The organism is Collinsella sp. UBA1693, from assembly GCF_002320115.1.
GTDB lineage: Bacteria > Actinomycetota > Coriobacteriia > Coriobacteriales > Coriobacteriaceae > Collinsella > Collinsella tanakaei.
Map to the genome: position 1 here is coordinate 189,947 of NZ_DCJT01000010.1, position 25,810 is coordinate 215,756.

Genomic DNA, 25,810 nt, shown 5'->3' on the forward strand with positions numbered 1-25,810 from the left:
CGCCCGCTTTTTCGTTTTATCATGCAAAGCAGCGACGTCGATGAGAAAGGAACGGCTATGAAGCTTGTAATAGCCTCTGACCTGCATGGATCTGCATATTGGACCCGCCGTCTTATGGACGCGATCGCGCGCGAGGCGCCTGATCGCGTGGTGTTGCTGGGCGATCTGCTCTACCACGGCCCCCGCAACGACCTGCCGCGCGACTATGCGCCCAAACAGGTGATTCCTTTGTTGAACGACCTGGCGTCAACCGGTTGCCTCACTGCGGTGCGCGGCAACTGCGAGGCAGAGGTGGACCAGATGGTGCTGTCCTTCCCCTGTATGTCAGACTTTTCTCAGCTCATTGATGAGGGCGGTCGCACGCTCTTTCTTACCCACGGCCACGTGTTTGGTGCCGGGATGCACAACAGCGTGGACAACGCGCCGTCTCTGCCCGCGGGTTCCGCGCTGGTGTACGGCCACACGCATATCAAGGTGAATCAGGAAAGCGAGGCGCATCCGGGGCTGTGGCTGTTCAATCCGGGCAGCGTGTCAATTCCCAAGGACGGCACGCACAGCTATGGCATTTATCAGGACGGCGCGTTTGGCCATGTGATTTTGGACGAGGAGTAGGCGCTATGGCGGAGTGGAAGAACACCGGTAGCGGTAGCTTGGCAAGTCTGGTGCGCGATACCTCGACGCTGTCGGATGCGCGCGAAGCGTTTCAGGGCCTGGTTGAGACCATCTGGCGTCTGCGCCAGCCCGACGGGTGCCCATGGGATCGAAAGCAGACGCATGCCAGCATTGCCAAGAACATGATCGAGGAAGCCTACGAAGCGGTCGATTGCATCGAGTCGAACGATGTCGCCCACCTGCGCGAAGAGCTGGGCGATGTTTTGATGCAGGTGGTGCTGCACGCGCAAATCGCGGCGGATGCGGGCGAATTCACCATGGCGGACGTGGCCCGCGATATAGATCAAAAGCTCATTCGCAGGCACCCGCACGTGTTTGGCGACGCCGCGGCCCAAGACGCCGAGGAGGTGCTGGCGATTTGGGACAACGTGAAGCTTGCCGAAAAGGAGGCCAAGGACAAGGAGAGCGTGCAGGCGGGCGAGAGGCCGGAAGGGCTGCTCGATGGCGTCCCCACCTCGCTTCCCGCCCTGATGCAAGCCCAAAAGGTATCGCGCAAGGCCGCTGCCGTGGGGTTTGAATGGGAGACGGTTCAAGACGTGTGGGATAAGGTGGACGAGGAGCGCGAGGAATTCCGGAAGGAGGCCACCGGCACCGCCGAGCGCGAAATGGAGTTTGGCGACGTGCTCTTCGCACTGGTGAACGTAGCGCGCAAAGAGGGGATCGACGCTGAAAGCGCGCTACGCGCGAGCACGGCGAAATTCCGCTCGCGCTGGCAGGCTATGGAAGGTCTCGCCCGCCAGCGCGGGGTTGCGATCGAGGGCTTGTCGACCCAAGAGCTCAACGACCTATGGGACGAGGTCAAGCGTCAGCGCGCCTAGTAGCGAGCGCGAATGGCGGCGGGGTACCAAATGTGGTTGTTGCGTCAGTAATTGCATGAATGTGCATAACATTTTGCGCTAGGGACATAAGAACACTACCGTACATTGCCGTGGCCTTCAGTAAGTATGAAGGGGCTATGAATCCAGAATGCCACCAAGATGCGGGTTTTGGCGGTACGTCGTGCGCTCGGAGCGCGGGATGTACCGCATAGGTTCAGCCTGGCGCACGTGCATGTTGCGACGAGCTAGCAAAACGTCTACCTCGAACATTGCGATTCCCCAATCAACGCTGCTGTTGGCGGCGGGTCTTTTACGCCGTGCTTCGCTACCTGCAACTATGCAGGGGCGAGCGTCCGGTGGAAGTATCGATTGTTGGTACCATTTGTTACTTGGCGTTTTGTTCTGTCACGTAGAGTAGCGAGCCTGTCAGCCAAGCGTGTTAGAAAGGGGTGAGGCGTGTGGAGAAGGTCCACGACTACCTCGTTGAGTACTTGAGGTCGAAGGGATACCCGGAAGTTAAGAAACATCGGCACGAGTACCTTTGCTACTACGGATTCGATCAATCGCACGTCTATGTCCTGATCGAGGGCGTTGTCAAGGCGAGCGTCACCATGCGTGAGGGCACCGAGTTCAACGTGTTCTATATGCAGGGGCCCAGCCCGGTCTCGCTGTTGCGGGACGAGGAAAGCGCCAAGGCAAAGTCTCCGTTCAGCGTACGGGTTGAGTCGGACGAGGCTCTGTTTTACGTGGTGCCTCGGCTGACGCTTTGGAAGTACGTGAACGAGGACCATCGTCTGCTTGATTACGTAAAGGATTACTATCGGAGAAACCTGGAAGACGCGTTTGACCGCACGCGCTTTTTGACCATGAACGGAAAAATAGGCGCGGTGGGGGCCTTGCTGTTCGACTTAAGCGTTAAATACGGCGAGCCGTGCAAGGACGGAACCGTGATCTCGCTGGACGTGACCAACGAGGACATAGCCCAGTTCTGCGGTATCTCGTCCAGAAACAGCGTGAACCGCATATTGCGCGGTCTGCGCGAAAAGGGCGTTATCTCTACAAAGGGCTATGATTCGCATATTGTGGTGCATGATGCAGACTATCTGGAACAGTTTGTAATGGACTAGGGGGAGTGGACGATGGACGCAGCCGATGCAAAACTGCTGGCTGAGCGGGTGGCCGCTGGGGAAGTGTCGCCCGAAGAGCTGGCGCGTGCGCTGCGGGTGCCGCCGGTGACCGACCTTGGCTTTGCCACGGTTGATAACCAGCGCGGCGCCCGTACCGGCACGTCTGAGATCATCTATGGTGCAGGAAAAACAAAAGAGCAGATAGCGGGCATTGTGACGTCAATGCTGGAGGCCTGTCAGCGCCGGGTGCTGGTAACGCGTCTTGACGGCGAGAAGGCTGCCGGCGTGAGCGAGCTGCTTGCCGCCGCCGGCATCGTCATGGAGTACGACCCCGTAGCGCGCTTGGGCATGGTTGGAGATGCCAAGGATCCGGATGGACTGGGGACGGTGCTTGTGATTTGCGCCGGAACCAGCGACTTGCCGGTTGCCGAGGAAGCGGCGCGCACGCTTGAGTATTTGGGCAACCACGTGGACCGCGCCTATGACGTGGGCGTTGCCGGCATTCACCGCCTGCTGGCGTGCGAGAAGCGCATCCGCGACGCGCGCGTTATTGTGGCCGTCGCCGGCATGGAGGGCGCGCTTGCCAGCGTGGTGGCCGGCTTGGCGAGCTGTCCGGTGATCGCGGTTCCCACCAGCGTGGGGTACGGGGCGAGCTTGGGCGGTGTCGCCGCGCTGCTGGCGATGCTCAACAGCTGCGCCAACGGTGTTTCCGTGGTCAATATCGATAACGGTTTTGGCGCCGCGTACCAGGCGTCGCTCATCAATCATATGAAATAGGCGCGGGCCTTCGCGCTGCTGGGGGAGAGGGTTTATATGGGTTCGCTGTACATCGATTGCTCACTGGGCGTGAGCGGGGACATGCTGGTCGCTGCGCTACTGGACGCCGGAGCCGATTCGGCGGCGCTGGACCGCGCGTTGTCGAGTCTTTCCGTTGCGGACGAGTTTGAGATAGCGATATCGACCGTGACCAAGGCGGGCATGCGTGCCTGCGACTTCGACGTGGTGCTGCGCCATGGCCATGAGACCCATGACCATGATATGGCGTATCTGCATGGCCATGGTGAGGACCGGTGCGGCTGCGCGCACGAGCATGCGCACGAGGACGATGGTCATCACTGCTGCGAGCACGCCCATGCGTACGAGCACGCCCATGCGCACGAGCACGCCCACCGCCACGAGCACGCCCACCGCCACGAGCATCATCACGAGCACCGTAACCTGCATGACGTTATGGCGATCATCGACTCCGCGCAGATGACGCAGGGCGCTCGCGCCATCGCCGCGCGCGCGTTCGAGATCCTCGCCCAGGCAGAAGCACAGGCGCACGGGTTGCCGGTGGACCAGGTCCATTTTCACGAGGTTGGCGCGATCGATTCCATCGTCGACATTGTGTCCGCAGCGGTTTTGGCCGATAGCCTTGATCCCGATGCCGTCTACGCCACGCCGCTAGCAGACGGCCATGGCACCATCCGTTGCCAGCATGGCGTCATCCCTGTTCCCGTTCCGGCGGTGGTGAACATCTGCCGCGCCTGCGAGCTGCCCACGTCGCACCTGGATGTTGAGGGTGAGCTGGTAACGCCTACGGGTGCTGCGCTTATCGCCGCGTTGGATGCTCGCCGCGCTCCTGATTTCCCCTATACAATCTTGGCGACGGGTATGGGCGCGGGCAAGAGGGGCTACAGCGTGCCATCGCTGGTACGCGTTCATCGCATCGAGCGGGCGCGGGGGTCTCAGCCCCATGTCGACGGGGTGATCAAGCTGGAATGCGACGTGGATGATCAGTCCGCAGAGGGCATGGCCCATGCGGCGCAGGCGCTTCTTCGCGACGGCGCGCTTGAGGCCCACTGGCTGCCCGTCTTTGGCAAGAAGGGTCGGCCCGCCTACCAGCTGCAGGTTATCGCCGCTCCTCAGGATGCCGAGCGCATGCGCCAGCTAATGTTTTTGGAGACCACCACCATTGGCGTTCGCTGGACGATGATGGACCGCGAGGTCCTTGAGCGCAACGAGCGCGTGGAGCAGACGTCTCTGGGCCCGGTACACGTCAAGACCGTTGTTCTCCCTGGTGGCGAGCGCCGCTCCAAACCCGAATATGAGGATGTAGCCCACATAAGCTCGCGCGAGGGTATCGCGTTTCCAGACGCGCTCGTCCAGATTGCCGCGGAGATACGTGCGGGTAGGAATACCGATCTGTAGGGGCTGCCCCGGCTTTTTTGGTGCGAGCGTCATGCTAAGGCGTTGCAGCATTGTTGAATCTTTTGGTTTCTCAGTTTTCCGTGCATGGTTGGACCACGCTCGGGCATACTAAAGAAGTTATCCAAGGCTAACCTTTTGCCGGGCAAAGGAACCGGCGGGGTCGCTTGCTCTCGTATCCAATGAAAGGGGACGAATATGAGTGAGATTCTCGATGTGTACGGTCGCGAGGTCCTGGACTCGCGCGGCAATCCCACTGTTGAGGTGGAAGTTGTGCTCGATGATGGCTCCTTTGGCCGTGCGATGGTGCCCTCCGGCGCTTCCACCGGTGCTTTCGAGGCCGTTGAGCTGCGCGATGGCGATCGCGATCGCTATCTGGGCAAGGGCGTTTCCAAGGCCGTCGACCATGTGAACAAGGAGTGCGCGGACGCCGTGATCGGTATGGACGCCTTTGATCAGCGTGCGGTCGACGCCGCCCTGATCGCCGCGGACGGCACGCCCAACAAGGCAAACCTGGGCGCAAACGCGATCCTGGGCGTATCGCTCGCTGTCGCCCGCGCGGCGGCGCAGTCTGCCGGCCTTGAGCTGTACAGCTACCTGGGCGGCGTCAACGCCCACCTGCTTCCCACGCCCATGATGAACATCTTGAACGGCGGCGTGCATGCGGACAACAACGTGGACTTCCAGGAGTTCATGATCATGCCGGTGGGCGCCCCCACCTTTACCGAGGGCCTGCGCTGGTGCGCGGAGGTCTACCACACGCTTAAGGGCGTGCTGCACGAGGCGGGCCTTGGCGGCGGCGTGGGCGATGAGGGCGGCTTCGCTCCCAGCCTCAAGACCAATGCCGAGCCCTTTGAGTACATCAACAAGGCGGTCGAGAAGGCCGGCTACACCCCGGGCGTGGACTTTATGTACGCCATGGACCCTGCGTCGACCGAGTTCTATAACGCACAGACCGGTATGTACGAGCTTAAGGGCGAGGGCCGCGAGCTTGCCAGCGCGCAGATGGTCGATTACTGGTGCGAGCTCGTTGAGAAGTACCCCATCATCTCCATCGAGGACGGCATGGCCGAGGAGGATTGGGACGGCTGGGTCGAGCTGACTCGCCGCATCGGAGACAGGGTCCAGCTGGTGGGCGACGACCTGTTTGTCACCAACACTGAGCGCCTGAAGAAGGGCATCGAGCTGGGAGCGGCGAACGCCATCCTGGTCAAGGTAAACCAGATCGGCACGCTGACCGAATCCTTCGAGGCGATCGAGATGGCCAAGGAGGCGGGTTACGCCTGCATCGTCTCCCATCGCTCCGGCGAGACCGAGGATTCCACCATCGCCGATCTGGTGGTTGCGACCAACGCCGGCCAGATCAAGTCCGGCGCTCCTTGCCGCTCCGACCGCATCGCCAAGTACAACCAGCTTATCCGTATCGAGGACGAGCTGTTTGGCAGCGCGCGCTACGCCGGTAGGAACGCGTTTTACAACCTGCGCTAGCGCACACTGCGCGGCCGCGCCCAACGAGGCATTGATGTGAAAAAAAGGACCTGCAGCTGGTTTGGGCTGCAGGTCCTTTTGCTTGGACGCGTGATTGATCGCGCGGGGTTGAACTATGCGCGAGCGACTTTGTTCGCGGGGCGAAGCAGGAAGAAGGAGAGGATGGCGACGATGATGACGCTGAGGACGACGGCGGGGACGGTGGCCATGTGAATCATGGGGATGCCCACGAGCAAACCGATGATATAGGGCACCAGCCAGAGCAGCCATACGATGGTGCTGAAGCGATGAAAGGTCTGCTCCTGCGCAATCGCCTTGTCATCATGACGGCGGCCGCGCACGTAGACCAGGGTTGCCCAACCGGCGTGGAAGAGCATGAGGATGATGGCGAGCAGGCCGGTGATGCCGTGGATGGCGGGCGCGGGCTCGCTTCCCGCGGTGCGTGCCATGATGGTCATTACGGTGGTACCGGTGGTGTCGCAGGCGAGGCCGGCCCAGAACAGGGCGAGATGACGGCCGTTGAGGTGGCCGGCGCGGCGCTCGGCGAAGACGCCGATGGTGTAGAAGACAAGTGCCGCGGTGATGGCGAGGCTGGCGATCATGAGCATGGGTGACATTGCTTAATTCCCTTCCTTAGCAGGTGAATAGGTGGTCGATGTTCGTGGTGAACACTGTTCATCTGAACAAGGTTCATCTTAGGGACGAGAACTGGGTTCTGCAAGGAGAACTTTTATCGTCCAAATTTCCCCCATGAATTCTCCACCTGCTTGTTCACTTGCGTTCCGCTATGATGAACAGAGTTCATTTTGTGTGTTGCCAAGCACGTTTGGCGTTGTTTGGCGGGAGGAGAGCGGCATGGGGAGCAAACCTGCGATTTCTCGCGAAACGATTTTGTCCGTGGCGTACGAGCGCGCGCAGAAGGACGGCATGGCTTCGCTTGGCATTAGGACCATCGCCAACGAGTGCGGCGTTGCCATCGGCACCATCTATAACTACTTTCCGGATAAGGCGTCGTTGGTGACCGAGGTCGTAGCTCGCTTTTGGCGCGCCGCCATCGAGGAGGCGGGCGTGCTTTCAAACGCCGAGGAGTCCTCTGACGGCGCCGAAAAGAGCCTGCTTGCTTACTGCCGCAGGCTGGCCGAGGAGCTAAGCGAGTCCCTGGGGCATTTCCAGGCGAGTTGGCTTCGCGAGATCTCTACGCTTGACGCGCGCTCCTTTGAGCGGAGCCGCGCCGCCGAGGAGGAGTGCTTTAGGGGTATCTGCGCGGGCATCGCGTCGCATATCAAGAGCGATGCCGCGATCACGCCCGCGGCGCGCGAGCGCTTTGATGCGGACCATCTCGCCGAGTTCATCTGGAAGGCGATGTTTGGCTCGATCAAGGCGGGCGATCCCGCGTGCACCACGTTGTTTGGCTTGATGGAGATGGCGCTGTATTAACGTGCTTCGCGCCGTCCAAGACAGCTCGCGCGGCGCGCCGGCGCGGCTCAACGCTAAGCCTGCACAACTGAGCCGCCCGCGCGTGGTATAACTGGAAGGCAAGAAAGCGCAACCGTACCTCAACCAAACAAGGCGCCCATGAACAACACTTCACAGCACAACGGTTTTTCCGTCCATAACGGCACCGCCGGCGAGCCCATGCCGCCGAAGGTCAAGCCCGTCTCGAGCGCGTATTCCGAGGCGGCCGCATCTGCATCTGCAAAGCGCGGGCATCGCCGCAAGGACGGCGAGGCTGAGCAGGGGCAGACGGATGCGAAGCAGACGCCGACGCATCGCCGAGCTCCCAAGGGAACGGCCAGGCCTGTTGCGAACCGCACTGCTGCCGATAGGCCGTCCGTCCGTCGTTCCGGTATCGCGGCGGAGGTCGCGGCGGCGGCACGTTCTGGCGCGACGGGTCATCGCGCTGCGAGGACGACTTCTGTATCCGCCGCAGGCGCCGCATCGTCTCCTTCCGCAGAGCCGACTGCGCGCAGGTCGTCTGGTTTTGCCGGTAAGGTCAAGGATGCCGTCTCCGCAGGCGCCGAGCGCGTGAAAGGCGCTGCTGCGAGCACTTCGGCGGGTGCGGCGCCCGCGCGAAGGTCTGCGCGCGGTGCGAGCGCGGGTGCTCGGGCCGGGGCCTCTGCGGTGGACGAGGAGCGCGCGAGCCGCCGTGCCGCGTACGAGGCGCGCCGGCAGTCGAGCCTGATGAAGTACGCCAACGACAACCGCGTGGTGCGGGCGCTCTACGACTTTACGTCTGGACCGTATCGTGCCGTGTTCTACGTATTGGTGGTTGCCGTGATTGCCCTGGGCGTCTATTTTCCCGTGCGCGACCTCTACATCGCCCATAGGACTAACGGCATTTTGCAAGAGCAGCTGGCCATTAGGGAGAAGTACAACGAGTCGCTGGAAAAAGAAGTGAACAAGTACCTGTCGCAAGAGGGTATTGAGGAGGTGGCCCGTGAGCAGGGCATGGTGATGCCGGGCGAGACCCCCATTACCGTGCAGGGCGCGGATCAGCTGGGCGATAACGGACAGGCGTCCTCCCAGGACGGATCGGCCGACGGCGCGCAATCCGACGATGCTGCAGGTTCTGGCGATGATGCCAGCTCTGGCGACGCTGCGGATTCTGCGAGCGGTGACGCTGCCGATAGCGGGAGCGATGGGGCGAATGCAGACACGGCGGATTCCTCGTCCGGCGAACCGTCCACATCTGCGGAAGTTGAGCGGGCGGAGCGCGAAGTCTACGCAAACTCCCCCTGGTATTACAAGGTGTTGGACTCCCTGTTCTTCTATTCTGGCCCTTCGGACCAGGTTGTGAAGTCAACGGGCGAATAGGGTAGAGAGGAGAGCGCCGTGCAGCGTGGTGATATGGTGCGCGTGGCGTCCATAGATTTGGGAACGGTGTCTTCGCGCCTGCTGCTGGCCGAGGTGAAGGACGGCGTGATCGTTGATTCTTGCAAGAGGACGATCATTACGGATCTGGGCGAGGGCGTCGACGCGACGGGGCGGTTTTTGGATGCCGCCGTGGCACGCGTGCTCAAGGCGTGCTCGTCCTTTGTTGAGGACATCGAGGCGTTTGCCCCGCGAGCGGTGTGCACCACGCTTACAAGTGCGGCGCGAGACGCCTCGAACGGGCAAGACCTGCTGGACGGGCTTGAGCGCCTGGGGCTTGTGCCGGAGGTGATTCCCGGCGAGGTCGAGGCGAAGCTGACGTTTTACGGCGTGGCACATGATTTTCCCGGCGAGCGCATTGTCGTTGCGGACTCGGGCGGCGGGTCGACCGAGGTGGTGGTTGGTCGCTATACGCCCGGCGAGCCGCTTGAGGTGGAGTGCGCCCGCTCGATGGACATTGGATGCCGCCGCGTTACAGAGCGGTTTTTGAGCTGCCAGCCGGCGCGCGCGGAAGATCTTGAAGCGGCACGCGACTTTGCTCGCGAGCAGTTTGAGCCTTACTGGTCCCGGATGGCCCGCCGTCCCGAGCGCCTGGTGGCGGTGGGCGGCACCGTGACCACGCTGGTGGCGATGGATCGCGGCATGCAGGTGTACGATTCCTCGTTGGTCCACCTGCATGATTTGAAACTTTCGCAGGTGGAGGTGGCGCAAAGGCGGCTTTCCACGTTGTCGGTTGAGCAGATCGCGGCGCTTCCGGGTATACAGCCCAAGCGCGCGCCCGTCATTCTTGCCGGCTCGCTGGTTATAGGCGAGCTTATGCGCGCCGGTGGATACGGGTCACTTACGGTGAGCGAGAACAGCCTTATGGCGGGCATGGCGGCGACGCTTTATGAGGCGCTGTGCAAAGAAGTTCCCGCCATAGGGTGGATGCCGCGCGTATCGTGTTAGACTTCTAACGTGCGGGGCGACCCGTAGCGTCATGCGGGGGCGTGGCGGAATTGGCATACGCAGGAGACTTAAAATCTTCGGCCGAAAGGATTGTGGGTTCGAGTCCCACCGCCCCTACCATAGGATATGCAGCAGCCGGGGCGCATGTGCGTTGCCGGCTGCTTTGGTATCGCGGCGCGCGATCTTGCGGGTGCATGAGAGCGCTGGGGTGCCGGCGGCGAGTGGCGGGAGGCCTTACGATGGATGCGACGTTGTTTTGCGAGGCGCTTACGTTTTGCTATTGCGAGCTTGGTGGTAGCGATGACGTGTTCGAGCTGCTCGAGCGCCATCTGCGTGCGGGCGGCTATGTGGCGGATACCTGGTTGGATGCCATACGTGAGCGTGAGCGCGCCTATCCAACCGGCCTTGCGTGCCAAGAGCTCGGCGTGGCGATTCCCCATGCGGACCCGTGCCATATCATCAAACCCTACATTGCGGTTATTCGTCCAAAAACACCTGTTGCGTTTGAGCCCATGGCGGGCATGGGCGATACGGTGGGCGCGCAGCTCATAGTCAACCTGGGCCTTAAGGGCCATACGGAAGCCGGTAAAGAGGACGATGGCGCATGGCAGGTTGAGGCCTTGCAGGCGTTGATGGAGATCTTTATGGACGCGGATAAAGTGGACGAGATTCTTGCGTGCGACGACGCGGCGGCGCTGTGCGCATGCATGGCCCGGTTGTGCGGTGGGTCCCGGGTGTAGTTGCGGGCGCGCCGCCGACGCGGCCTTTGGTATAGCAGAAGATGCGATAAAAGAAGAAAACTTAGGCACCTATGAAGGTGGCCACATGCGGAAAGTGAAGTAAACTAGTACCTGTCTGTAACTTCCGAGAGGAGAGAGTTCTCATGAAGAAGATCGTCCTTGCCTGCGGTTCTGGTGTTGCTACTTCCACCGCCGTGGCAAAGAAGGTTAGCGACCTGCTGAACGCCAACGGCTACGAGGGTCAGTACGAGATTGTCCAGTGCGCCATTTCCGAGGCCGCTGCCAATTGCGAGGGTGCCGACATGCTGGTCGCCACCACCGTCGCCCCCGCCGGCATTACCTGCGCCTATGTGAGCGGCGTTCCCTTCCTGACCGGTATGGGCAAGGCCGACGCCGAGAAGCAGATTCTCGACCTTATGGCCCAGTAGGCCAAAGGGCTGCATTGCTGCGGTTTCCGCAGCGCTCTATGTGCTACGGCGCTCGCTTGCATGGATGCTTGCGGGCGCTTCGTTTTTTCGCATGTGCGCGTGGCGCACGCTGACCGATGGGAGAACGGTATGAGCGAGAACCCTGTAGAGCTGTTTGACATGCATATCGCCCACGTGGGCATCAACGCGGAGAATCCGGAGCAGGCGAAGAGAATCGCCGAGCGCTTCTCTGTGCTGATGGGCCTGCCCGTGAACGAGGTGCCCGTGTCCTTCTTTTCCGACACCCTGGTTGAGACCATGAAACAGAACGGTCGCGGCACTCACGGCCACATTGGCTTTGCCGTGAACGACATTGTCGCCGCAGAGAAGTGGTTTGGCGATCGTGGTTTCGAGATCAACGAGGAGTCGCGCGCCCTGTATGAGGACGGATCCACCAAGCTGGTCTACTTTAAGGAAGAGATTGGCGGGTTCGCCATTCACCTGTGCCGCGAATAGGGGCGTTGCGGTAGATTGACGGAGTTGCGGGCGCGCTTGCGATGCTCGTCCAAAAAAGTTAAAAATACTTCTTGAACCCAAGTCGATTATTGGTTTATTATAAACGAGTGCGCGGGCGTGGCGGAATTGGCAGACGCGTATGGTTCAGGTCCATATGAGCTCCGGCTCGTGAAGGTTCAAGTCCTTTCGCCCGCACCATCTTGAATTGAAAGAGGCTCCAGCAATGGGGCCTATTTTCATATAGAGGTTGCTTGATGAGCCCAACTGGCAAGACGTGTCGGGGCAAGGCGGCGGGGTGTGCCGCGGCACCTTGCCCCCTAAAGGCTACATGCCAAAGATAAACTCAAGCTCAGAGACGTATTCGGTCTCGCTGATGCTCCAGGTGCCGTTGGCGTAGACAAGCTCAAAGCGCACAAAAGGTTGGGCCGTTTCCGTTGAGGAGTCTATGGCGTCTTGTAACATCCCGCCCAGGTGCCGGCGCACCTCATCGCTGGGGCCGGGCTCGTCATCATACCCAAGTAGATCTTGCTCCATAAGGTAGCTGGAAGCGGGAGTGAAAAACGAGTCATACAGGCTCAAAGGGTCCGCGACGGTGGCGTCAAGGTAGGCGGAGCCGTAGGGCGGGGTGTCATTGGGAAACGCGTGGACGCTCGACATTTGGTAATCCAGGCTGCCTATTAGCCAGGTGGCCACGGTCTCGCCGTTAAGACCTAGCTCATCGGCACTGTAATAGAGGTAGTCTTCGCACGCCTGGTTAAAATCGTCCGCAATCAACGTGGTCGCCTGCTGGTATTCGGCTGTGCCAGGGGTGGTGAGCAGCTCCATGCGCGACGTGGTGGCATCCAGGCACGCGTTTTCCGCCTCCGAAAGATCCTCTGCAGAGTAGTTGGGTGCTTCTGGTGCTCCTCCGGGCAGCGCGTCTTCAAGATCGTCTTCAAGCGAGCTGCTGGATGAGCTGAAAAAGGACGAGAAGGTTCCCGCTATGCAGCCGGGGATGCGCGCGACAAATGAAAACCCGCCGCTTAGCAAAAAGAGCACCAAGATGCCTATAAGAACGGGACGCGTGCGGTTGCGCGTGCATACCGGCTGGTCGCTTGAGCTTAGAGCCTTTGCCTTCTCGGTCTTTCTGCTCGACTTCGCAGGCTTGTTAAGGTCAAGCGAGCTCCAAGCGCTGCGCGCTGAAGCTTTTGGGCGTTTGGACGCGGATTGTTTGGACGATGTCCGGGAGCTGCTGCGGCTTGAGGCGGAGCTGGACGAGGAGCTGCCGGGGTATTCGTGCGGGGTGCTCTCGTTCTCGTCCTCAATATCAAGCCCGGAATCATCATAAAAGGAATCGGGATCGCACCACGGCAAAATGGGCTCGCCGGCGTTGAACGGATCGATGTCGGTGTGACGCTTGCTCATGCGTGCCTCCTGTGCGGCCGGCGCGGTTTTGCGCGGGGATGTCGCGGCAGATGCCCACAGTATAGCTGCGGGCTGGCCGTCGTCATGTTAAAAGGCGATGCTTCGGCGAAACGGGCGTGTAAGCGGTGCTCGCGCGGGGTAAGCGTTGATATGTTGCCCGCTTGTGCGGCGCGGCTCTTGCGGCTGCTTTGCCGCGGCAGCCTTATATGCGGGCGAGAAGTACAACATGATTGCGAAGGAGCCAGACATGCTCATGAAATCCCTTGCCGACTCCGACCCCCAAATCGCCGCCGCGATCGACGATGAGCTCGCACGCCAGCGCCAGACCATCGAGCTGATCGCATCGGAGAACTTTACTAGCCCCGCCGTGCTCGAGGCGGTGGGCACGGTGCTTACCAACAAATATGCCGAGGGCTATCCCTCGCGCCGCTACTACGGCGGTTGCGAAAAGGTGGATGTGGTCGAGAACCTGGCCCGCCAGCGCGCCTGCGAGCTGTTCGGCTGCAAGTTCGCCAACGTCCAGCCCCATTGCGGCGCCAACGCCAACCTGGCGGCATACGCCGCGTTGGTGGAGCCGGGCGATACCATCCTGGGTATGAGCCTGGACCAAGGCGGGCATCTTACCCACGGCAGCCCGGTCAACTTTTCCGGCAAGCTATACAACTTCATTCCGTATGGCCTCAACCTTGAGACGGAGACCATCGACTACGACGAGCTGGGGCGCCTGGCCAAAGAGCATCGTCCGCGCCTGATCGTGGGAGGCGCCTCGGCATATCCGCGCACCATCGATTTCGAGCGCATGGCGGCAATCGCGCACGGTGTGGGCGCGCGCCTTATGATCGATATGGCCCATATCGCCGGCTTGGTCGCTACGGGCGCCCATCCGTCGCCCTTCCCTCACGCGGACGTGGTGACCTCTACCAGCCATAAGACCCTTCGCGGTCCGCGCGGCGGGTTTATCCTCACTAATGACGAGGGGCTTGCCCGCGCAATCGACAAGGCGGTGTTCCCCGGCACCCAGGGCGGCCCCCTCATGCACGTGATCGCAGGCAAGGCGGTTGCGTTTGGCGAGGCCTTGCAGCCATCGTTTGCGGAATACATCGACAACGTTGTGGCCAATGCGGCGGCGCTGGGCGAGGGTCTGGTCCAGGGCGGTCTTCGCCTGGTTTCGGGTGGAACGGACAACCATCTGTGCCTGGTCGATCTCACGGCCGCGGACGTCACCGGCAAGGATGCTGAGCGTCTGTTGGATGAGGCGGGTCTTACCGTCAACAAGAACTCTATTCCGGGCGAGCCGCGCTCCCCATTTGTGACCAGCGGCATCCGCGTCGGCTCTGCGGCGGGCACCACGCGCGGCTTCACCGCCGAGGAGTTTCGCGAGATCGGCGGCCTTATCGCCCGCGTGGTATTCAATGCGGACGATGAGGGCGTCGGTACTGCCGTGCGCGCCCGCGTGGACGAGCTGCTTGAGGCCCATCCGCTTTATCCGGGCCTGTAGCCGGTATTCCGATTTGCGGCGTTGCGTCTGCCGCGCCACAATAGTCAACGAGCAAAACAACAGCTAGGCCGCGTGCGCGGTTGCGAAGGAGGGCGTCCATGGTCGACGTGTCAAAGTGCAAGATTGGTTTTATCGGGTTTGGCAATATGGCATCCGCCATGGCGGACGGCTGGATCGCGTCCGGCGCCGTGCCGGCGGGCAATCTCTACGCGTGCGCTGGCCGCTACGAGGCGCTGGTGCCGCGCTGCGAGGCCAGGGGCATGCATGCCCTTGCCGGTGCGGCGGAGGTTGTCGATGCCGTGGACGTGGTGGTCGTCGCCATCAAGCCCTATATGATCGAGTCCGTCCTGCCCCCGCTGGCAGGCGCCCTTGCTTCAAAGGCCATTTTGTCTGTTGCCGCGGGCTGGGGGTGCGAGCGCTATGAGGAGCTGCTTGCGGGCACGCATCACCTCTCGACCGTGCCCAACACCCCCGTTTCCATCAATGAGGGCGTGATCGCGTGCGAGAAAGAGCATACGCTGGACGATGACGAGGCAGAGCTGGTACACGGCTTGCTTGACCTGCTCGGTTCCGTTGTTGAAGTTGAGAGCCGTCTTCTCTCCGTCGCCGGTACCGTGGGCGGCTGCTCGCCCGCATTTATCGCCATGGTGATCGAGGCCCTGGGCGATGCCGCCGTCAAGCACGGCATCCCGCGCGCCACGGCTTACCAGATGGTGAGCCAGATGGTTGCGGGCACCGCCAAGCTGCAGCTTGCCACGGGTGCGCACCCCGGTGCTATGAAGGACGCGGTGTGCTCGCCCGGCGGCACCACCATCCGCGGCGTCGCGGAGCTTGAGGCGGCGGGCATGCGCTCTGCATTTATTCGCGCCATCGATGCTATCGAGGGGTAGCGCCAATCCAGTTGCAGCATGTATGCAGATTTATGCGGCTGCTGACCAGGTAATATGGTTAGCAGCCGTCTACCTCCCTATGGGCTCTATATACTTTGCCCGGTCCGTGCGCTGCACGCGTTTTGATACATGCAGCGGTGCGCCCTCGGTGTCGTAGACGTAGTCGGTAATGAGCATCAACGGTGCGCTGCGGGCGACGTCGAGTAAAAAGGCCTCGTTTTGCGTTGCAAGGCACACTTCAAATTCCTTGTGTCCGTGCCCTGCGCAGCGGCGGTAGCGCGCCTTCAAAAGATCGTAGAGCGACCCATCAAGGTCCGCGTCTATAATTTCGGAGAACTCCTCCGGCAGGTACGTGGTTTCAAGACACAAAGGCTTATCGTCCAAATACCGCACGCGGACCAGCTTTACTACGGGCGTACCCGCGGAAACATCGAAAAACGTTGCAATCGACCCTGCCGCCCGCGCCATGTGCGCGTCGGCGGTTCGCGTTTTCGCGCGAGTCCCTCGCAGCGCCATCATCTTCGTGAAGCTCATAAAAGAGAGGTCGTCGTCCTTGGCGCCAGGGTTGCCCGTAACAAACGCGCCTCTGCCGCGCTCCTTTACCACAAGGCCCTCGTCAACAAGCACGTTGAGCGCATGGCGCACCGTGCTGCGCGAACAGCCGGTGTCCGCCATAAGCTCAGATTCGGATGGAAGCTTGGCTCCCTGGCTATAAGTACCGTTAAGGATCTGGTTGCGGATGGTGCTTGCCAGCTCAAGATAGAGGCTGCTGGTCGATGCGTTGCGTATCTCCATGCAAGTGCTCCTCTCTACTTACATGCAACTTATATCTAGATAGATTATAAGAAGTAACAAGTATGTCCACCTATAAATTGAATAATGGGCCTTAACTATCAAAATAATAGCCGTTCATAGGCAAATAGATACCGTTCACAGCGCAGGATACATCATATACGTCTTATAATGCTTATATCGAACTTGTATCTAATAGAAGTCAAGCAGCTGAGGAAAGGAACGGGCGCTATGACTAAGCAGGATCAGGTGAAGGATATCGTCAGCCAGATTCTTGAGAGCAAGAAGAACGATGGCGGCATCAAGCGCGTTGTCTGGATTGGCGCGGGTGGATCCAACGGCGGCAACTACCCCGCTCAGTATTTCATGGAGCACGAGGCAACGCAGGTAGTCTCATCTAGCTATACCAGTAACGAGTTTGTTCACGCAACGCCTGCGTATGTGAACGAGAATACGCTTGCGGTTGTTGTTTCCATGCGCGGCACCAAGGAAACTATTGTGGCCGCCCAGGTCGCTCGCGATCTTGGCGCCACCACCATTGCGGTGTATGTGGACGAGTCCGGCCTCACCGAGGTGTGCGATTACAAGGTCCAGTACGATAGCCTGGCCGTCGACGAGTCTAACATGGGGCACACCAATTCTGCCGTCGTTACCATGATCGCTATGGAGCTGGTGCAGCAGACTGAAGGCTATGCGGAGTATGAGACCGCTATGGCAGCGTTCGACCTGGTCGATCCCATCTACCGCAAGGCGTTCGATTATTGCCAGCCCCTCGCTGCGACGTGGGCACAGCAGAATGTCGACAAGCCCTGCATCAACGTGATGGCCCAGGGCCCGCTGTTTGGCGCCGCGTACGTTTTCTCCATCTGCAACGTCCAGGAGATGCTGCAGATCGATTCCTGCACCATCAATACGTGCGACTTCTTCCATGGTCCGTTTGAGATTCTTGACAAGCGCACGTCGCTGTTCCAGCTCATCTCCGTTGGCCGTTCCCGCGTTAACGACGAGCGCGGTATTCGCTTTGTCAACCAGTATGGTGGCGAGCGCGTCTACCAGCTGGACGCCAAGGAGATCGGCCTCAACGACATCAAGGACTCGGTGTCCGAGTACTTCAACCACCTTGTCTTCGCGCCGATTCTCAACAACGTGTACATGCGCGCGCTGTCCGCTGCGACTCATAAGGACTATATGACGCGTCGTTACATGTGGAAGCTTGATTATTAAGAAAAACATCTATAACGATTATAACGTCTGTTATAGTGAGGGAAACGAGGTACAGAGAAAGGCGGATTCCATGAAGGCAAACAGGGGATATGCGATGGTGCTGTGCGCGGCTCTTATGTGGGGCAGCATCGGTATCTTTGTGAACGGTCTTTCTGCCATGGGTCTTTCCTCGGTGAGCATCGCCGGACTTCGCCTTTTATCTGGTGCACTCCTGCTCATGCCCGTCCTTATGGTGATGGGCGCGCGCGGAGTGCGGACGCCGGCGGGGGAGAGGCGGTCCGCGTTCTCTTTGTTCAAGGCCACGCCGCGCACGTTGCTCGCGAGCTTTTTGGTTGGCGTGGTTGGCCTTGCGTCGGCCAACCTGTCCTACTACATCTCTATGGGCGAGGTGGGCATGTCCACGGCATCCGTGCTGCTTTACACCTCGCCGGTGTTTGGCGTGATGCTTGGCAAGATTCTGTACAGAGAGCCAATAACGGGCGGCAAGTTGTTTTCTGTGCTTCTCAATATCACCGGATGCGTTCTCGCGGTTACAAACGGAGACCTTACAGAGGTATCGTTTTCCGTTTTGGGCGTTGGGACGGGGATTCTTGCGGGGTTCTTGGGGGCTTTGCTGGCGGTGTTCAGCAAAATCGCGACCGAGCGCATGCATCCCCTTGCGGTCACGTTCTACGGTTTTGTGTTTGGCGGCCTTGTTATGGGCGCCCTCTCGTTTCCCTGGATGGACGTGCGTGCTGCAGCAAGCCCGCAGATGATTGGCTTGCTTTTTGGATTTGGTCTCATACCTACGGCCTTGGCCTATATCTTCTATATGAACGGTTTGTCCATGGGCGTCGAGGCTTCAAAAGTGCCGGTAGTCGCTTCATTTGAAACGGTTGCCACGGTATTGGTTGGCATTTTGCTGTATGCCGAGGATTCTGGTCCAGTAAAGGTACTTGGCATCTGTCTGGTTTTGCTCTCGATCTTTGTTATGAACATAAATCCGGCAAGGCTGCGTCAAAGCGCTTTCGCAGGCCACGTCGCGGAGTCCATGCGTTTCAACGGTCGCGTGTGGCGGCAGGAAAAGATTGCCGGCTACGATGCCCTGGTAAATAGTGGTGACTGGCAAACATGGATCGCGCCACGTTAACAAGGCATGTCAAAGGTATTGCGCTGGTATTAACCGCGCGTGAACGGTAGATTTCCTTCCGCAAGCGGCATTTCAACACCAATTTCAATCGTAAAATAGCCTAAGTGTAGACATAACAAGTAAGACATCTATAATGAACATAACGACCTAAGGAGGAGTGATGAATCAGTTAATTCTGGCATCGCATGGCGGGCTAGCCGAAGGCGCTCGCGACACCCTGGCGATGGTTCTGGGCGATGTTTCGAACGTTCACACGGTAACGCTCGCTCGCGACGATAAAGAGCCCATCTCCAATGAAGTCAAGCGACTCATCGAGTCTTTCGATCAGAATGACGCCGTGTATGTCTGTACCGATATGATGGGCAGCAGCGTTAACAACTCTGTGGTCGAGCTTATGAACAACGGTGCGAAGATCACCGTCATCAGCGGTATGAACATGCCCCTGATCCTCTCTCTTGCTATTGCCCCCGGCCCTCTTTCCGCCAGCGAGCTGCGCGGTATTGTTGGCGAGGCGCGCGCCGGTTTGGCGAACTGCGCCGAACCCGACGAACCCGTTGAGGCGGCACCGGCCAAGAAGCGTCCCGTTGCCGGCAAGGGCGGCAAGGCGAACATCGTCCTCGCCCGTCTTGATTACCGACTGCTCCACGGCCAGGTTGTGTTCTCGTGGATCAACAGCGTCGCCGCCCAGCGCATCATTGTGGTCGATAACGCTGCCGCTAACGATGAGGTCAAGAAGGGCGCTCTCAAGCTTGCAAAGCCCGCGGGCGTGTACCTGAACGTCTTCACGGTTGAGAAGGCCCTCTCCAAGATGGACAAGCTCAATACGCTGGGCGAGAAGGTAATGTTCGTATTTGGCAACGTCCACGAGATGCTCGAGTTCCTCACCGCCTACAAGCTGCCCGAAGTTAACTTTGGAGCCGCGGCGAACCATGACGGCGCCGAGGCGGTCGGCGGTAAGGACAGCTCCGTCTTCCTCGATGCCGCCGAGAAGGCCGATGCTCAGAAGATCATCGATCTGGGAGTCAAAGTTTACGAGCAGCAGACCCCCACGCAGCCCCGCACGGATATCACCTCGTTCTAAGTCTTGTATGTAACCCCGTAAAGGGGAGCGCATATGCATCCACCGAAAGGAGAAAGGTATGGATACGCTCGTTAGCGCGGTCCTCGTTGGCCTGGTCGGCGTCTTCTGCATGCTCGATTCCCGCCTGCTCGGTCGCTTGAATTTTGAGCAACCGCTTATTGGAGCCACGCTTGTTGGCGTGGTGCTAGGCGATGTTCCCACCGGCCTCGCCGTTGGCGCTGCCGTTGAGCTTGTAAGCATGGGCCTGGTTCAGGTTGGCGCAGCCGTTCCGCCTGATATGGTCCTGGGTGGCATCGTTGCCGCTGCCTTCGCGTGCCTCACCGGCGCATCTGCCGAGACTGCAATGACCATCGCGATTCCGGTCGCCGTTCTCGGTCAGCTCCTGGGCATCGTCTTCCGTTCGATTATCGCCGCGCTGACCCACGTCGCCGACGCCGCCATCGACGGGGGCCACTTCAAGAAGGCCTATCGCATGCATATCGTCGCCGGCACCGTTCTGTATTCGCTCATGTACTTCCTGCCCATCTTCGCCGCCGTCTACGTTGGCACGGATGTGGTTCAGGCGGTCGTCAACATGGTTCCCGCTTGGATCACCGATGGCTTGAACGTTGCCTCTAAGATTCTTACCGCCTACGGCTTGGCGCTCCTGCTTTCCATGATGCTCAACAAGGGCATGACGGTCTTCCTCATCCTGGGCTTCATGCTCGCTTCTTACCTGGGGCTCTCCGTTATCGCGGTCTCCATCTTTGGCGTCATCCTCGCTTTGATTCTCATGAGCATGAAGTACGCCAACAACGGCGGGCTTGCCACCGCCGGCGCGGCTGCAGATTACGATCCGCTTGAAGATGACGAGTAAGGAGGAGAACACCATGGCTACCGAAACCGCTACTCTTACCAAAGACGTTTCCCTGAACAAGAAGGTCTGGCAGTTCTTCTGGCGCTCCTGGGCAATTCAGGACTCTTGGAACTACGAGCGCCAGATGAACATGGGCTTCCTGTACGGTATGGTCCCCACCATCGACCGCTGCTATCCCAACGAGGACGATCCCAAGCAGCTTGAGGCCAAAAAAGAGGCCTACCGTCGTCACATGGCGTTCTACAACTGCACCCCGCAGACCAGCGCGTTTGTCTTGGGACTCACCGCCTCCATGGAGGAGCAGTACGCCAAGGATCCCAGCTCTATGAATCCGGATTCCATCAACGCGGTGAAGACTTCCCTCATGGGCCCGCTTTCCGGCATCGGTGACTCTTTCTTCCAAGGCACCATCCGCGTCATCGCTTTCGGCCTCGGCGTGCAACTGGCTCAACAGGGCTCCATCATGGGCCCGGTGCTGGCCATGCTCATCTCCATTGTGCCCTCCGTGCTTATCACGTGGTTCGCTGCCAAGTTTGGCTACCAGGGTGGACATGACTACCTGGGCAAGCTCCAGGGTGGCAACACCATGGAGAAGGTCATGTACGTCTGCGGCATCGTGGGCCTCATGTCCGTGGGCGCTATGATCGCCACCCTTATTGGAGCGACTACGCCTGCAACGTTCTCCGACGGCACCGTCGTTATCCAGGACATCCTTGATTCCATCATGCCCAACATGATTCCTCTTGCGCTCACCGGCGCTATGTACTGGCTCATCAAGAAGGGCGTCAACACCGGTTGGCTGCTCGTGATCGCCATCGTCGGCGGCGTGGCCCTTTCCGCCCTGGGCATCCTGGCGTAGTTGGGAAGCCTCAATCTCCTTTGGGCCGGACGGTCCCTTCTCTACTAACGTCCGGCCCGACTCTTGGTACAAGCGCGTTGGTCATATAGATGCAGCGCGAGGCACATTTATTGAAAGGAAGCATTCAATGTACGAAATCGACCTCAACCTCCCTAAGCAGATTGTTGCCGACGTCCTGTCCAACCATGAGATTCACAGCGTCGCCTTCGTTGGCTGTGGCGCCTCCATGTCCGACCTGTATCCCGCTAAGTACTTCCTGGCCAACAATACGGACAAGCTGAACGTTCAGATCTTCACCGCCAACGAGTTCAACTACGACACCCCCAAGTGGGTTGGCGAGCACACCTTCGTCATCAGCTGCTCCCTGGGTGGCTCTACTCCCGAGACCGTTGAGGCCAACAAGACCGCCAAGAAGCATGGCTGCCCGGTCGTCTCCCTCACCAACAAGGAGGGCTCTGCGCTGACCGTTGACGCCGACCACGTGATCGTCCATGGTTTCCACGCTAACTTTGCTGCTAAGGCCGAGAAGCCCGGCTACGCCATGGCGCTCGCCCTTGAGATCCTTCAGCAGACCGAGGGCTATGAGCACTACGAGGATATGATCTGCGGTCTCACCAACATCTTCGAGCTTTGCGAGAAGTCCGCTCAGCAGGCCGAGAAGGTTGCCGAGCAGTTCGCTCAGGACTTCAAGGACGACGAGATGATCTACTTCATGGCTTCCGGTGCCTCCGAGAAGATGGCCTACTCCCACGCCGCCTTCCTCTTCACCGAGATGCAGTGGATCGACGCCGCCGCCTACAACACCGGCGAGTACTTCCACGGTCCGTTTGAGGTCACCACTCCCGGCAAGCCCTACGTCTTCTTCATGTCCGATGGCGCTACCCGCCCGATGGATGCCCGCGCCCTCACCTTCCTGCAGCGTATGGGCGCCAAGGTCGCCCTTATCGATGCCAAGGATTACGGCCTGGCCGACGCCGTGCCCGCAAGCGTTCTGACCTACTTCAACCCGCTTCTGCACCTCGCTGTCATGCGCGTGTACGGCAACAAGATTGCTGACGCTCGCCAGCACCCGCTGACCATGCGTCGCTACATGTGGAAGCTTTCCTACTAAGATTAAAGCGTTTTCGCGCACGATCTACGTAGCGGGCCTCACGGCAAGTAGCTTAACAGGGCGACTCCGTTTTACGGGGCCGCCCTTTTTCATAGGAGGATGAGATGATTAAAGCGGTGCTGTTCGATATGGATGGCGTGCTGGTAGATACCGAGTGGTTCTACAATCGCCGCCGTTGCGCGTATCTGGAGACCAAAGGCTATACGTTTGATGAGATTCCCGACCTATCGGGAACTAACGACGTATATATCTGGGAATTTTTCGAGCCAAATGATGCGGAGCGTCGCGCGGAGCTTAAGCGCGAGTACTTCGCAACGTATATGAAAGAGCATCCAGTTCCCTATGATGAACTCAAGAACCCCGATGCAAGGCCGGTTATGGAAGAGCTCAGGCGCCGCGGGGTCTTGTGCGCCATCGCGAGCTCAGGTCAGCGAGAGATGATCGAGGAGCTTGTTGGCGCGGCGGATCTGCGCGACGTGCTGGACGCTACGGTGAGCGGGCATGAGGTCTCGGCGTTCAAGCCCGATCCCGCGGTGTATCTGCGGACCATGGAGTTGTTGGGAGTGGAACCCCGGGAGTGCCTTGTTGTCGAGGATTCTCCGCTTGGCATCGAGGCGGGCCTGCGTTCCGGTGCGCGCGTGCTGGCGCTTAAGCCGCGCGAGGGCGTCACGCTCGATCAATCCCAGGCGCATCGCGTAATCGATACCTTGTGGGACGTCATCGAGGAGATTGATTCTTAACGGTGTGGCGGCTGCTCCAGTGCACGGTCGCAGCGGTTGATTTGGATGAGTTCGGCTCCTCCAAATCAAAACGTAATAGATAATGCTCTAAAGTACTGACAAAAAGGGTATACTCTATAACGTTATATACAAGTATCTGACTCAGGTGAGTATTATGGCGAATACTAAAACTGCGCCCCTTTACCAGCAAATCTTTGAAGAAATCAAAAGCGCGATCGAGGCTGGGGAGTACGCCCCTAAAGAGCGCATCCCCTCTGAGCCCGAGCTTGCCGAGAAGTACGGCGTGAGCCGTATCACCGTGCGCCGCGCAGTGGAGGAGCTGTGTGTTGAGGGGTATCTGATAAAGCAGCAGGGCCGCGGCACATTTGTAAGCACGCCGCGCATCAACCGCCGCCTGCTGCAATACGTTGCGGCTCGCAGCTTCACCAACGTGTGCCGCGACAATAACATGACGCCTGGAGCCAAGGTGCTCAACCGCCTCATAGTTCCGGTTCGCTCGGAAGAGGCTAAGTTCTTTGGTTTGGACGAGAACGCGCTGCTTCTTTACGTTCAGCGTATTCGCACCGCTGATGACCTGCCTATTTTTGAGGAGAACATCTTCTTGCCGTATGAGGGCTATCAGGAGCTGCTTACGGCGGATCTTGAGAATGTCTCCATGTTCGACAAGATTACAGAAGTTGGCGGTTCTCGTCCCACGCGCACGCCGCAGCGCACCGTTGAGGCTGTGCGTGCGACACAGGAGCAGGCAGCGAGGCTTGCGATCTCTACGGGCGACCCGCTTCTGTTCCTGAATGCCTGCTTTGCGGACGATGAGGACAAGCCCGTTTGCATTGGACGCCAGTACTACGTTGGCAGCCGCTACCGCTTTGTGTTGTAGGCTGTCTTAGTCGCGCGTGGTCCCGGGTTGACCCTGCGATTCGGTCCATTGTTTCTGAGCGCCGCTATGGTGCGCAGCCTGCATAGCGTCCCTGCCGCTTTTACACAGGCGGCAGGGACGTTTTTATAACAGGGAGTAGAGCTCTTCGCAATCTATAAGATGGATGTTGTCGGCGTCGTGGGCGCGCTCTTTTAACTCGTCCGTAAAACCAGACTTTGAGAAAAGGTAGTATTCGAGCACCGTGGGCTTTATCTGCTCGCCCTTTTCTTCCAGGCTGCGCAGCACGCTGGATCCCACCGCGCTGTTTTTGAATTTGCATTCTGCTATAACGGCGTGCTTTCTTCCCGCATCGCATGCCATGATGTCGATTTCGCACCCGTTCCACCAGCGTCCGATTTCTGTGGCGTAGAAGGGGATGGCGCCTGCGGCATTCTTTTGCTGCAGCCATGCTTGGCACATGCCTTCAAAAGGAGCGGAGGCAAAGTTATTGAAGACGGGCGAGACCGCATTGCTCCAAACGCCTTGGACATCGTGAGCGTCAAGGGCGGATGAATAGGAGAAGACAAACGCATACCAAAACCGGAAGAAGTTGTCTTTAATGCGGTAGAGTCCGCGCCGGCCTTTGGTTCGCTCCTGGGCGCCGATCCCAACGGGAAATTCTCGTTCAAGAATTCCAACCTCTATAAGGTTTTTGATGTAAGGGCTCAGCTTTCCCGCTTCTAGCATGGTCTTTTGCGAAATCTCATTGAGCTGCGTTGCGCCCAGGGCAACCGCTTGGACAATGCTGTTGTACACGGCGGTCTCTCGAAACTCTTGGCGCATAAGGAATTCCGGCTCGCTATAGAGTGCGCAACCCGAACGAAGGATGTGGGCCTTTATGTTCTCTTCTAGCGTTTTATCTGGGTCAAACTGGAGGAGGTAATGGGGGATTCCTCCAAGCACCGCGAACGTTTCCGCTTGTTGTTGGGGCGAATAGGCGGGGTAAAACCGTGCTACCTTCCAATAGGGGAGCGGCTGCAGCTTTAACAGGCCGGCTACCCTTCCGTAAAGCGGGTTTTTCTCGTTCAAGATCTCCTTCTCTATAAAGCTCATGGAGGAGCCGCAGAGGATGATCATGACGTTTTGCTGGCTAAGCAGGTGATCCCATACATGTTGAAGGGTGGAGGGAAGGGATGCATCGCTTCGCACCAGGTAGGGGAACTCATCGATGATGACAAGCTTTCTTGTTGAGCCCGGCAGACTCGCGATGTCTTCGAGCGCGTCCTCCCACGTTCGATAGGAGTTGAGGTATCTCCCCGCGGGCGCGCCGGCGGCAAACATCTGCTGAGAGAAGTCTGCGAGTTGCGTCGTTGCGGGGGCTTCTTTTGCAGCAACGAAGACGCAGGGTTTGTCTTTGCGGAACTCATTAAGAAGCTCGGTTTTTCCTACGCGGCGGCGCCCGTAGACAAAAACAAGCTGTGCGCGAGTGCTGGCATAGGCGTCTTCAAGAAATGAAAGCTCTTCTTCTCGTCCAACAAACATTCTTACCCCCAATCTGATGAAATACAATTTATAGAATTTAGATTATATAAT

The 25,810-nt window shown here is 59.2% G+C and carries 26 protein-coding genes and 2 tRNA genes; 24 read left to right on the forward strand and 4 right to left on the reverse strand.

Annotated features, from left to right (window positions below; translation table 11 throughout):
- Positions 1-57: 57 nt before the first annotated feature.
- The 6 genes from yfcE to eno all read left to right on the forward strand — a co-directional run bounded on the left by yfcE (position 58) and on the right by eno (position 6,295).
- Entirely contained in the window at positions 58-612 is a 555-nt protein-coding gene (gene yfcE, locus B3H65_RS05215; RefSeq protein ID WP_286684406.1) for a phosphodiesterase, read from the forward strand.
- A gap of 5 nt (positions 613-617) precedes the next feature.
- Positions 618-1,490 carry a nucleoside triphosphate pyrophosphohydrolase gene (gene mazG, locus B3H65_RS05220; protein ID WP_286684407.1) on the forward strand — a complete coding sequence of 291 codons (873 nt, stop codon included), beginning with the start codon at positions 618-620 and terminating at the stop codon, positions 1,488-1,490.
- Between the two features lie 458 nt (positions 1,491-1,948).
- The gene (locus tag B3H65_RS05225) at positions 1,949-2,617 is read left to right on the forward strand and encodes a Crp/Fnr family transcriptional regulator (protein ID WP_286684408.1); all 669 of its coding nucleotides are present in this window, start codon (positions 1,949-1,951) and stop codon (positions 2,615-2,617) included.
- Between the two features lie 12 nt (positions 2,618-2,629).
- Positions 2,630-3,394, forward strand: coding sequence for a nickel pincer cofactor biosynthesis protein LarB (gene larB, locus B3H65_RS05230; RefSeq protein ID WP_286684409.1), 765 nt, complete (start codon positions 2,630-2,632; stop codon positions 3,392-3,394).
- Positions 3,395-3,430: 36 nt separating this feature from the next.
- Positions 3,431-4,810 carry a LarC family nickel insertion protein gene (locus B3H65_RS05235; protein WP_286684410.1) on the forward strand — a complete coding sequence of 460 codons (1,380 nt, stop codon included), beginning with the start codon at positions 3,431-3,433 and terminating at the stop codon, positions 4,808-4,810.
- A 195-nt stretch (positions 4,811-5,005) separates the two neighbouring features.
- Positions 5,006-6,295 carry a phosphopyruvate hydratase gene (eno, locus tag B3H65_RS05240; protein WP_286684411.1) on the forward strand — a complete coding sequence of 430 codons (1,290 nt, stop codon included), beginning with the start codon at positions 5,006-5,008 and terminating at the stop codon, positions 6,293-6,295.
- Between the two features lie 113 nt (positions 6,296-6,408).
- On the opposite strand, the gene B3H65_RS05245 is transcribed toward eno, so the two are convergent.
- On the reverse strand, positions 6,409-6,912 hold the full coding sequence (locus B3H65_RS05245) for an HsmA family protein (RefSeq protein WP_286684412.1): 504 nt from the start codon (positions 6,910-6,912) through the stop codon (positions 6,409-6,411).
- Positions 6,913-7,150: 238 nt separating this feature from the next.
- Between B3H65_RS05245 and B3H65_RS05250 the strand changes: the two genes are divergently transcribed.
- From B3H65_RS05250 to B3H65_RS05285, 8 genes are all read left to right on the forward strand, one after another.
- Entirely contained in the window at positions 7,151-7,732 is a 582-nt protein-coding gene (locus B3H65_RS05250) for a TetR/AcrR family transcriptional regulator (RefSeq protein WP_286684413.1), read from the forward strand.
- Positions 7,733-7,870: 138 nt separating this feature from the next.
- Complete coding sequence (locus B3H65_RS05255; RefSeq protein ID WP_286684414.1) at positions 7,871-9,109, forward strand: FtsB family cell division protein; 1,239 nt, start codon at positions 7,871-7,873, stop codon at positions 9,107-9,109.
- A gap of 18 nt (positions 9,110-9,127) precedes the next feature.
- Positions 9,128-10,114 carry a hypothetical protein gene (locus tag B3H65_RS05260; RefSeq protein WP_286684415.1) on the forward strand — a complete coding sequence of 329 codons (987 nt, stop codon included), beginning with the start codon at positions 9,128-9,130 and terminating at the stop codon, positions 10,112-10,114.
- Between the two features lie 35 nt (positions 10,115-10,149).
- Positions 10,150-10,234 (forward strand) — tRNA-Leu (locus B3H65_RS05265).
- A gap of 119 nt (positions 10,235-10,353) precedes the next feature.
- A complete protein-coding gene (locus tag B3H65_RS05270; protein WP_286684416.1) occupies positions 10,354-10,854 on the forward strand; it encodes a PTS sugar transporter subunit IIA in 501 nt (166 codons plus the stop codon).
- Positions 10,855-10,997: 143 nt separating this feature from the next.
- Positions 10,998-11,282, forward strand: a complete 285-nt coding sequence (locus B3H65_RS05275) for a PTS sugar transporter subunit IIB (RefSeq protein WP_009141011.1) — start codon at positions 10,998-11,000, stop codon at positions 11,280-11,282.
- 129 nt (positions 11,283-11,411) lie between these two features.
- Entirely contained in the window at positions 11,412-11,777 is a 366-nt protein-coding gene (locus B3H65_RS05280; RefSeq protein WP_286684417.1) for a VOC family protein, read from the forward strand.
- Between the two features lie 111 nt (positions 11,778-11,888).
- Positions 11,889-11,975: transfer RNA gene (locus tag B3H65_RS05285), tRNA-Leu, on the forward strand.
- A gap of 126 nt (positions 11,976-12,101) precedes the next feature.
- Here B3H65_RS05285 and B3H65_RS05290 read toward each other — a convergent pair.
- The gene (locus B3H65_RS05290; protein ID WP_286684418.1) at positions 12,102-13,181 is read right to left on the reverse strand and encodes a hypothetical protein; all 1,080 of its coding nucleotides are present in this window, start codon (positions 13,179-13,181) and stop codon (positions 12,102-12,104) included.
- Positions 13,182-13,428: 247 nt separating this feature from the next.
- Here B3H65_RS05290 and glyA point away from each other — a divergent pair, with 247 nt between their 5' ends.
- Positions 13,429-14,679: a serine hydroxymethyltransferase gene (gene glyA / locus B3H65_RS05295; RefSeq protein WP_286684419.1), complete on the forward strand. Its 1,251-nt coding sequence runs from the start codon at positions 13,429-13,431 to the stop codon at positions 14,677-14,679.
- A gap of 98 nt (positions 14,680-14,777) precedes the next feature.
- Positions 14,778-15,569 (forward strand): pyrroline-5-carboxylate reductase, encoded by a 792-nt coding sequence (gene proC, locus B3H65_RS05300; protein ID WP_286684420.1) that lies wholly within the window; start codon positions 14,778-14,780, stop codon positions 15,567-15,569.
- Between the two features lie 69 nt (positions 15,570-15,638).
- Here proC and B3H65_RS05305 read toward each other — a convergent pair whose 3' ends face one another.
- Entirely contained in the window at positions 15,639-16,364 is a 726-nt protein-coding gene (locus B3H65_RS05305) for a GntR family transcriptional regulator (RefSeq protein WP_286684421.1), read from the reverse strand.
- 228 nt (positions 16,365-16,592) lie between these two features.
- Between B3H65_RS05305 and B3H65_RS05310 the strand changes: the two genes are divergently transcribed.
- From B3H65_RS05310 to B3H65_RS05345, 8 genes are all read left to right on the forward strand, one after another.
- Positions 16,593-17,585, forward strand: coding sequence for an SIS domain-containing protein (locus B3H65_RS05310; RefSeq protein ID WP_286684422.1), 993 nt, complete (start codon positions 16,593-16,595; stop codon positions 17,583-17,585).
- Positions 17,586-17,655: 70 nt separating this feature from the next.
- Positions 17,656-18,714 carry a DMT family transporter gene (locus B3H65_RS05315; RefSeq protein WP_286684423.1) on the forward strand — a complete coding sequence of 353 codons (1,059 nt, stop codon included), beginning with the start codon at positions 17,656-17,658 and terminating at the stop codon, positions 18,712-18,714.
- A gap of 160 nt (positions 18,715-18,874) precedes the next feature.
- Entirely contained in the window at positions 18,875-19,795 is a 921-nt protein-coding gene (locus B3H65_RS05320; RefSeq protein ID WP_286684424.1) for a PTS mannose/fructose/sorbose transporter subunit IIAB, read from the forward strand.
- A 58-nt stretch (positions 19,796-19,853) separates the two neighbouring features.
- The gene (locus B3H65_RS05325) at positions 19,854-20,651 is read left to right on the forward strand and encodes a PTS mannose/fructose/sorbose/N-acetylgalactosamine transporter subunit IIC (protein ID WP_286684425.1); all 798 of its coding nucleotides are present in this window, start codon (positions 19,854-19,856) and stop codon (positions 20,649-20,651) included.
- 13 nt (positions 20,652-20,664) lie between these two features.
- Positions 20,665-21,510 (forward strand): PTS system mannose/fructose/sorbose family transporter subunit IID, encoded by an 846-nt coding sequence (locus B3H65_RS05330; protein WP_286684426.1) that lies wholly within the window; start codon positions 20,665-20,667, stop codon positions 21,508-21,510.
- A gap of 127 nt (positions 21,511-21,637) precedes the next feature.
- Positions 21,638-22,621 (forward strand): SIS domain-containing protein, encoded by a 984-nt coding sequence (locus B3H65_RS05335; RefSeq protein ID WP_286684427.1) that lies wholly within the window; start codon positions 21,638-21,640, stop codon positions 22,619-22,621.
- A gap of 104 nt (positions 22,622-22,725) precedes the next feature.
- Entirely contained in the window at positions 22,726-23,361 is a 636-nt protein-coding gene (locus B3H65_RS05340) for an HAD family hydrolase (RefSeq protein WP_286684428.1), read from the forward strand.
- A 154-nt stretch (positions 23,362-23,515) separates the two neighbouring features.
- The gene (locus B3H65_RS05345) at positions 23,516-24,238 is read left to right on the forward strand and encodes a GntR family transcriptional regulator (protein ID WP_286684429.1); all 723 of its coding nucleotides are present in this window, start codon (positions 23,516-23,518) and stop codon (positions 24,236-24,238) included.
- A 123-nt stretch (positions 24,239-24,361) separates the two neighbouring features.
- Here the strand turns inward: B3H65_RS05345 and B3H65_RS05350 are convergent, their stop codons facing one another.
- The gene (locus tag B3H65_RS05350) at positions 24,362-25,759 is read right to left on the reverse strand and encodes an ATP-binding protein (protein WP_286684430.1); all 1,398 of its coding nucleotides are present in this window, start codon (positions 25,757-25,759) and stop codon (positions 24,362-24,364) included.
- Positions 25,760-25,810 lie beyond the last annotated feature (51 nt).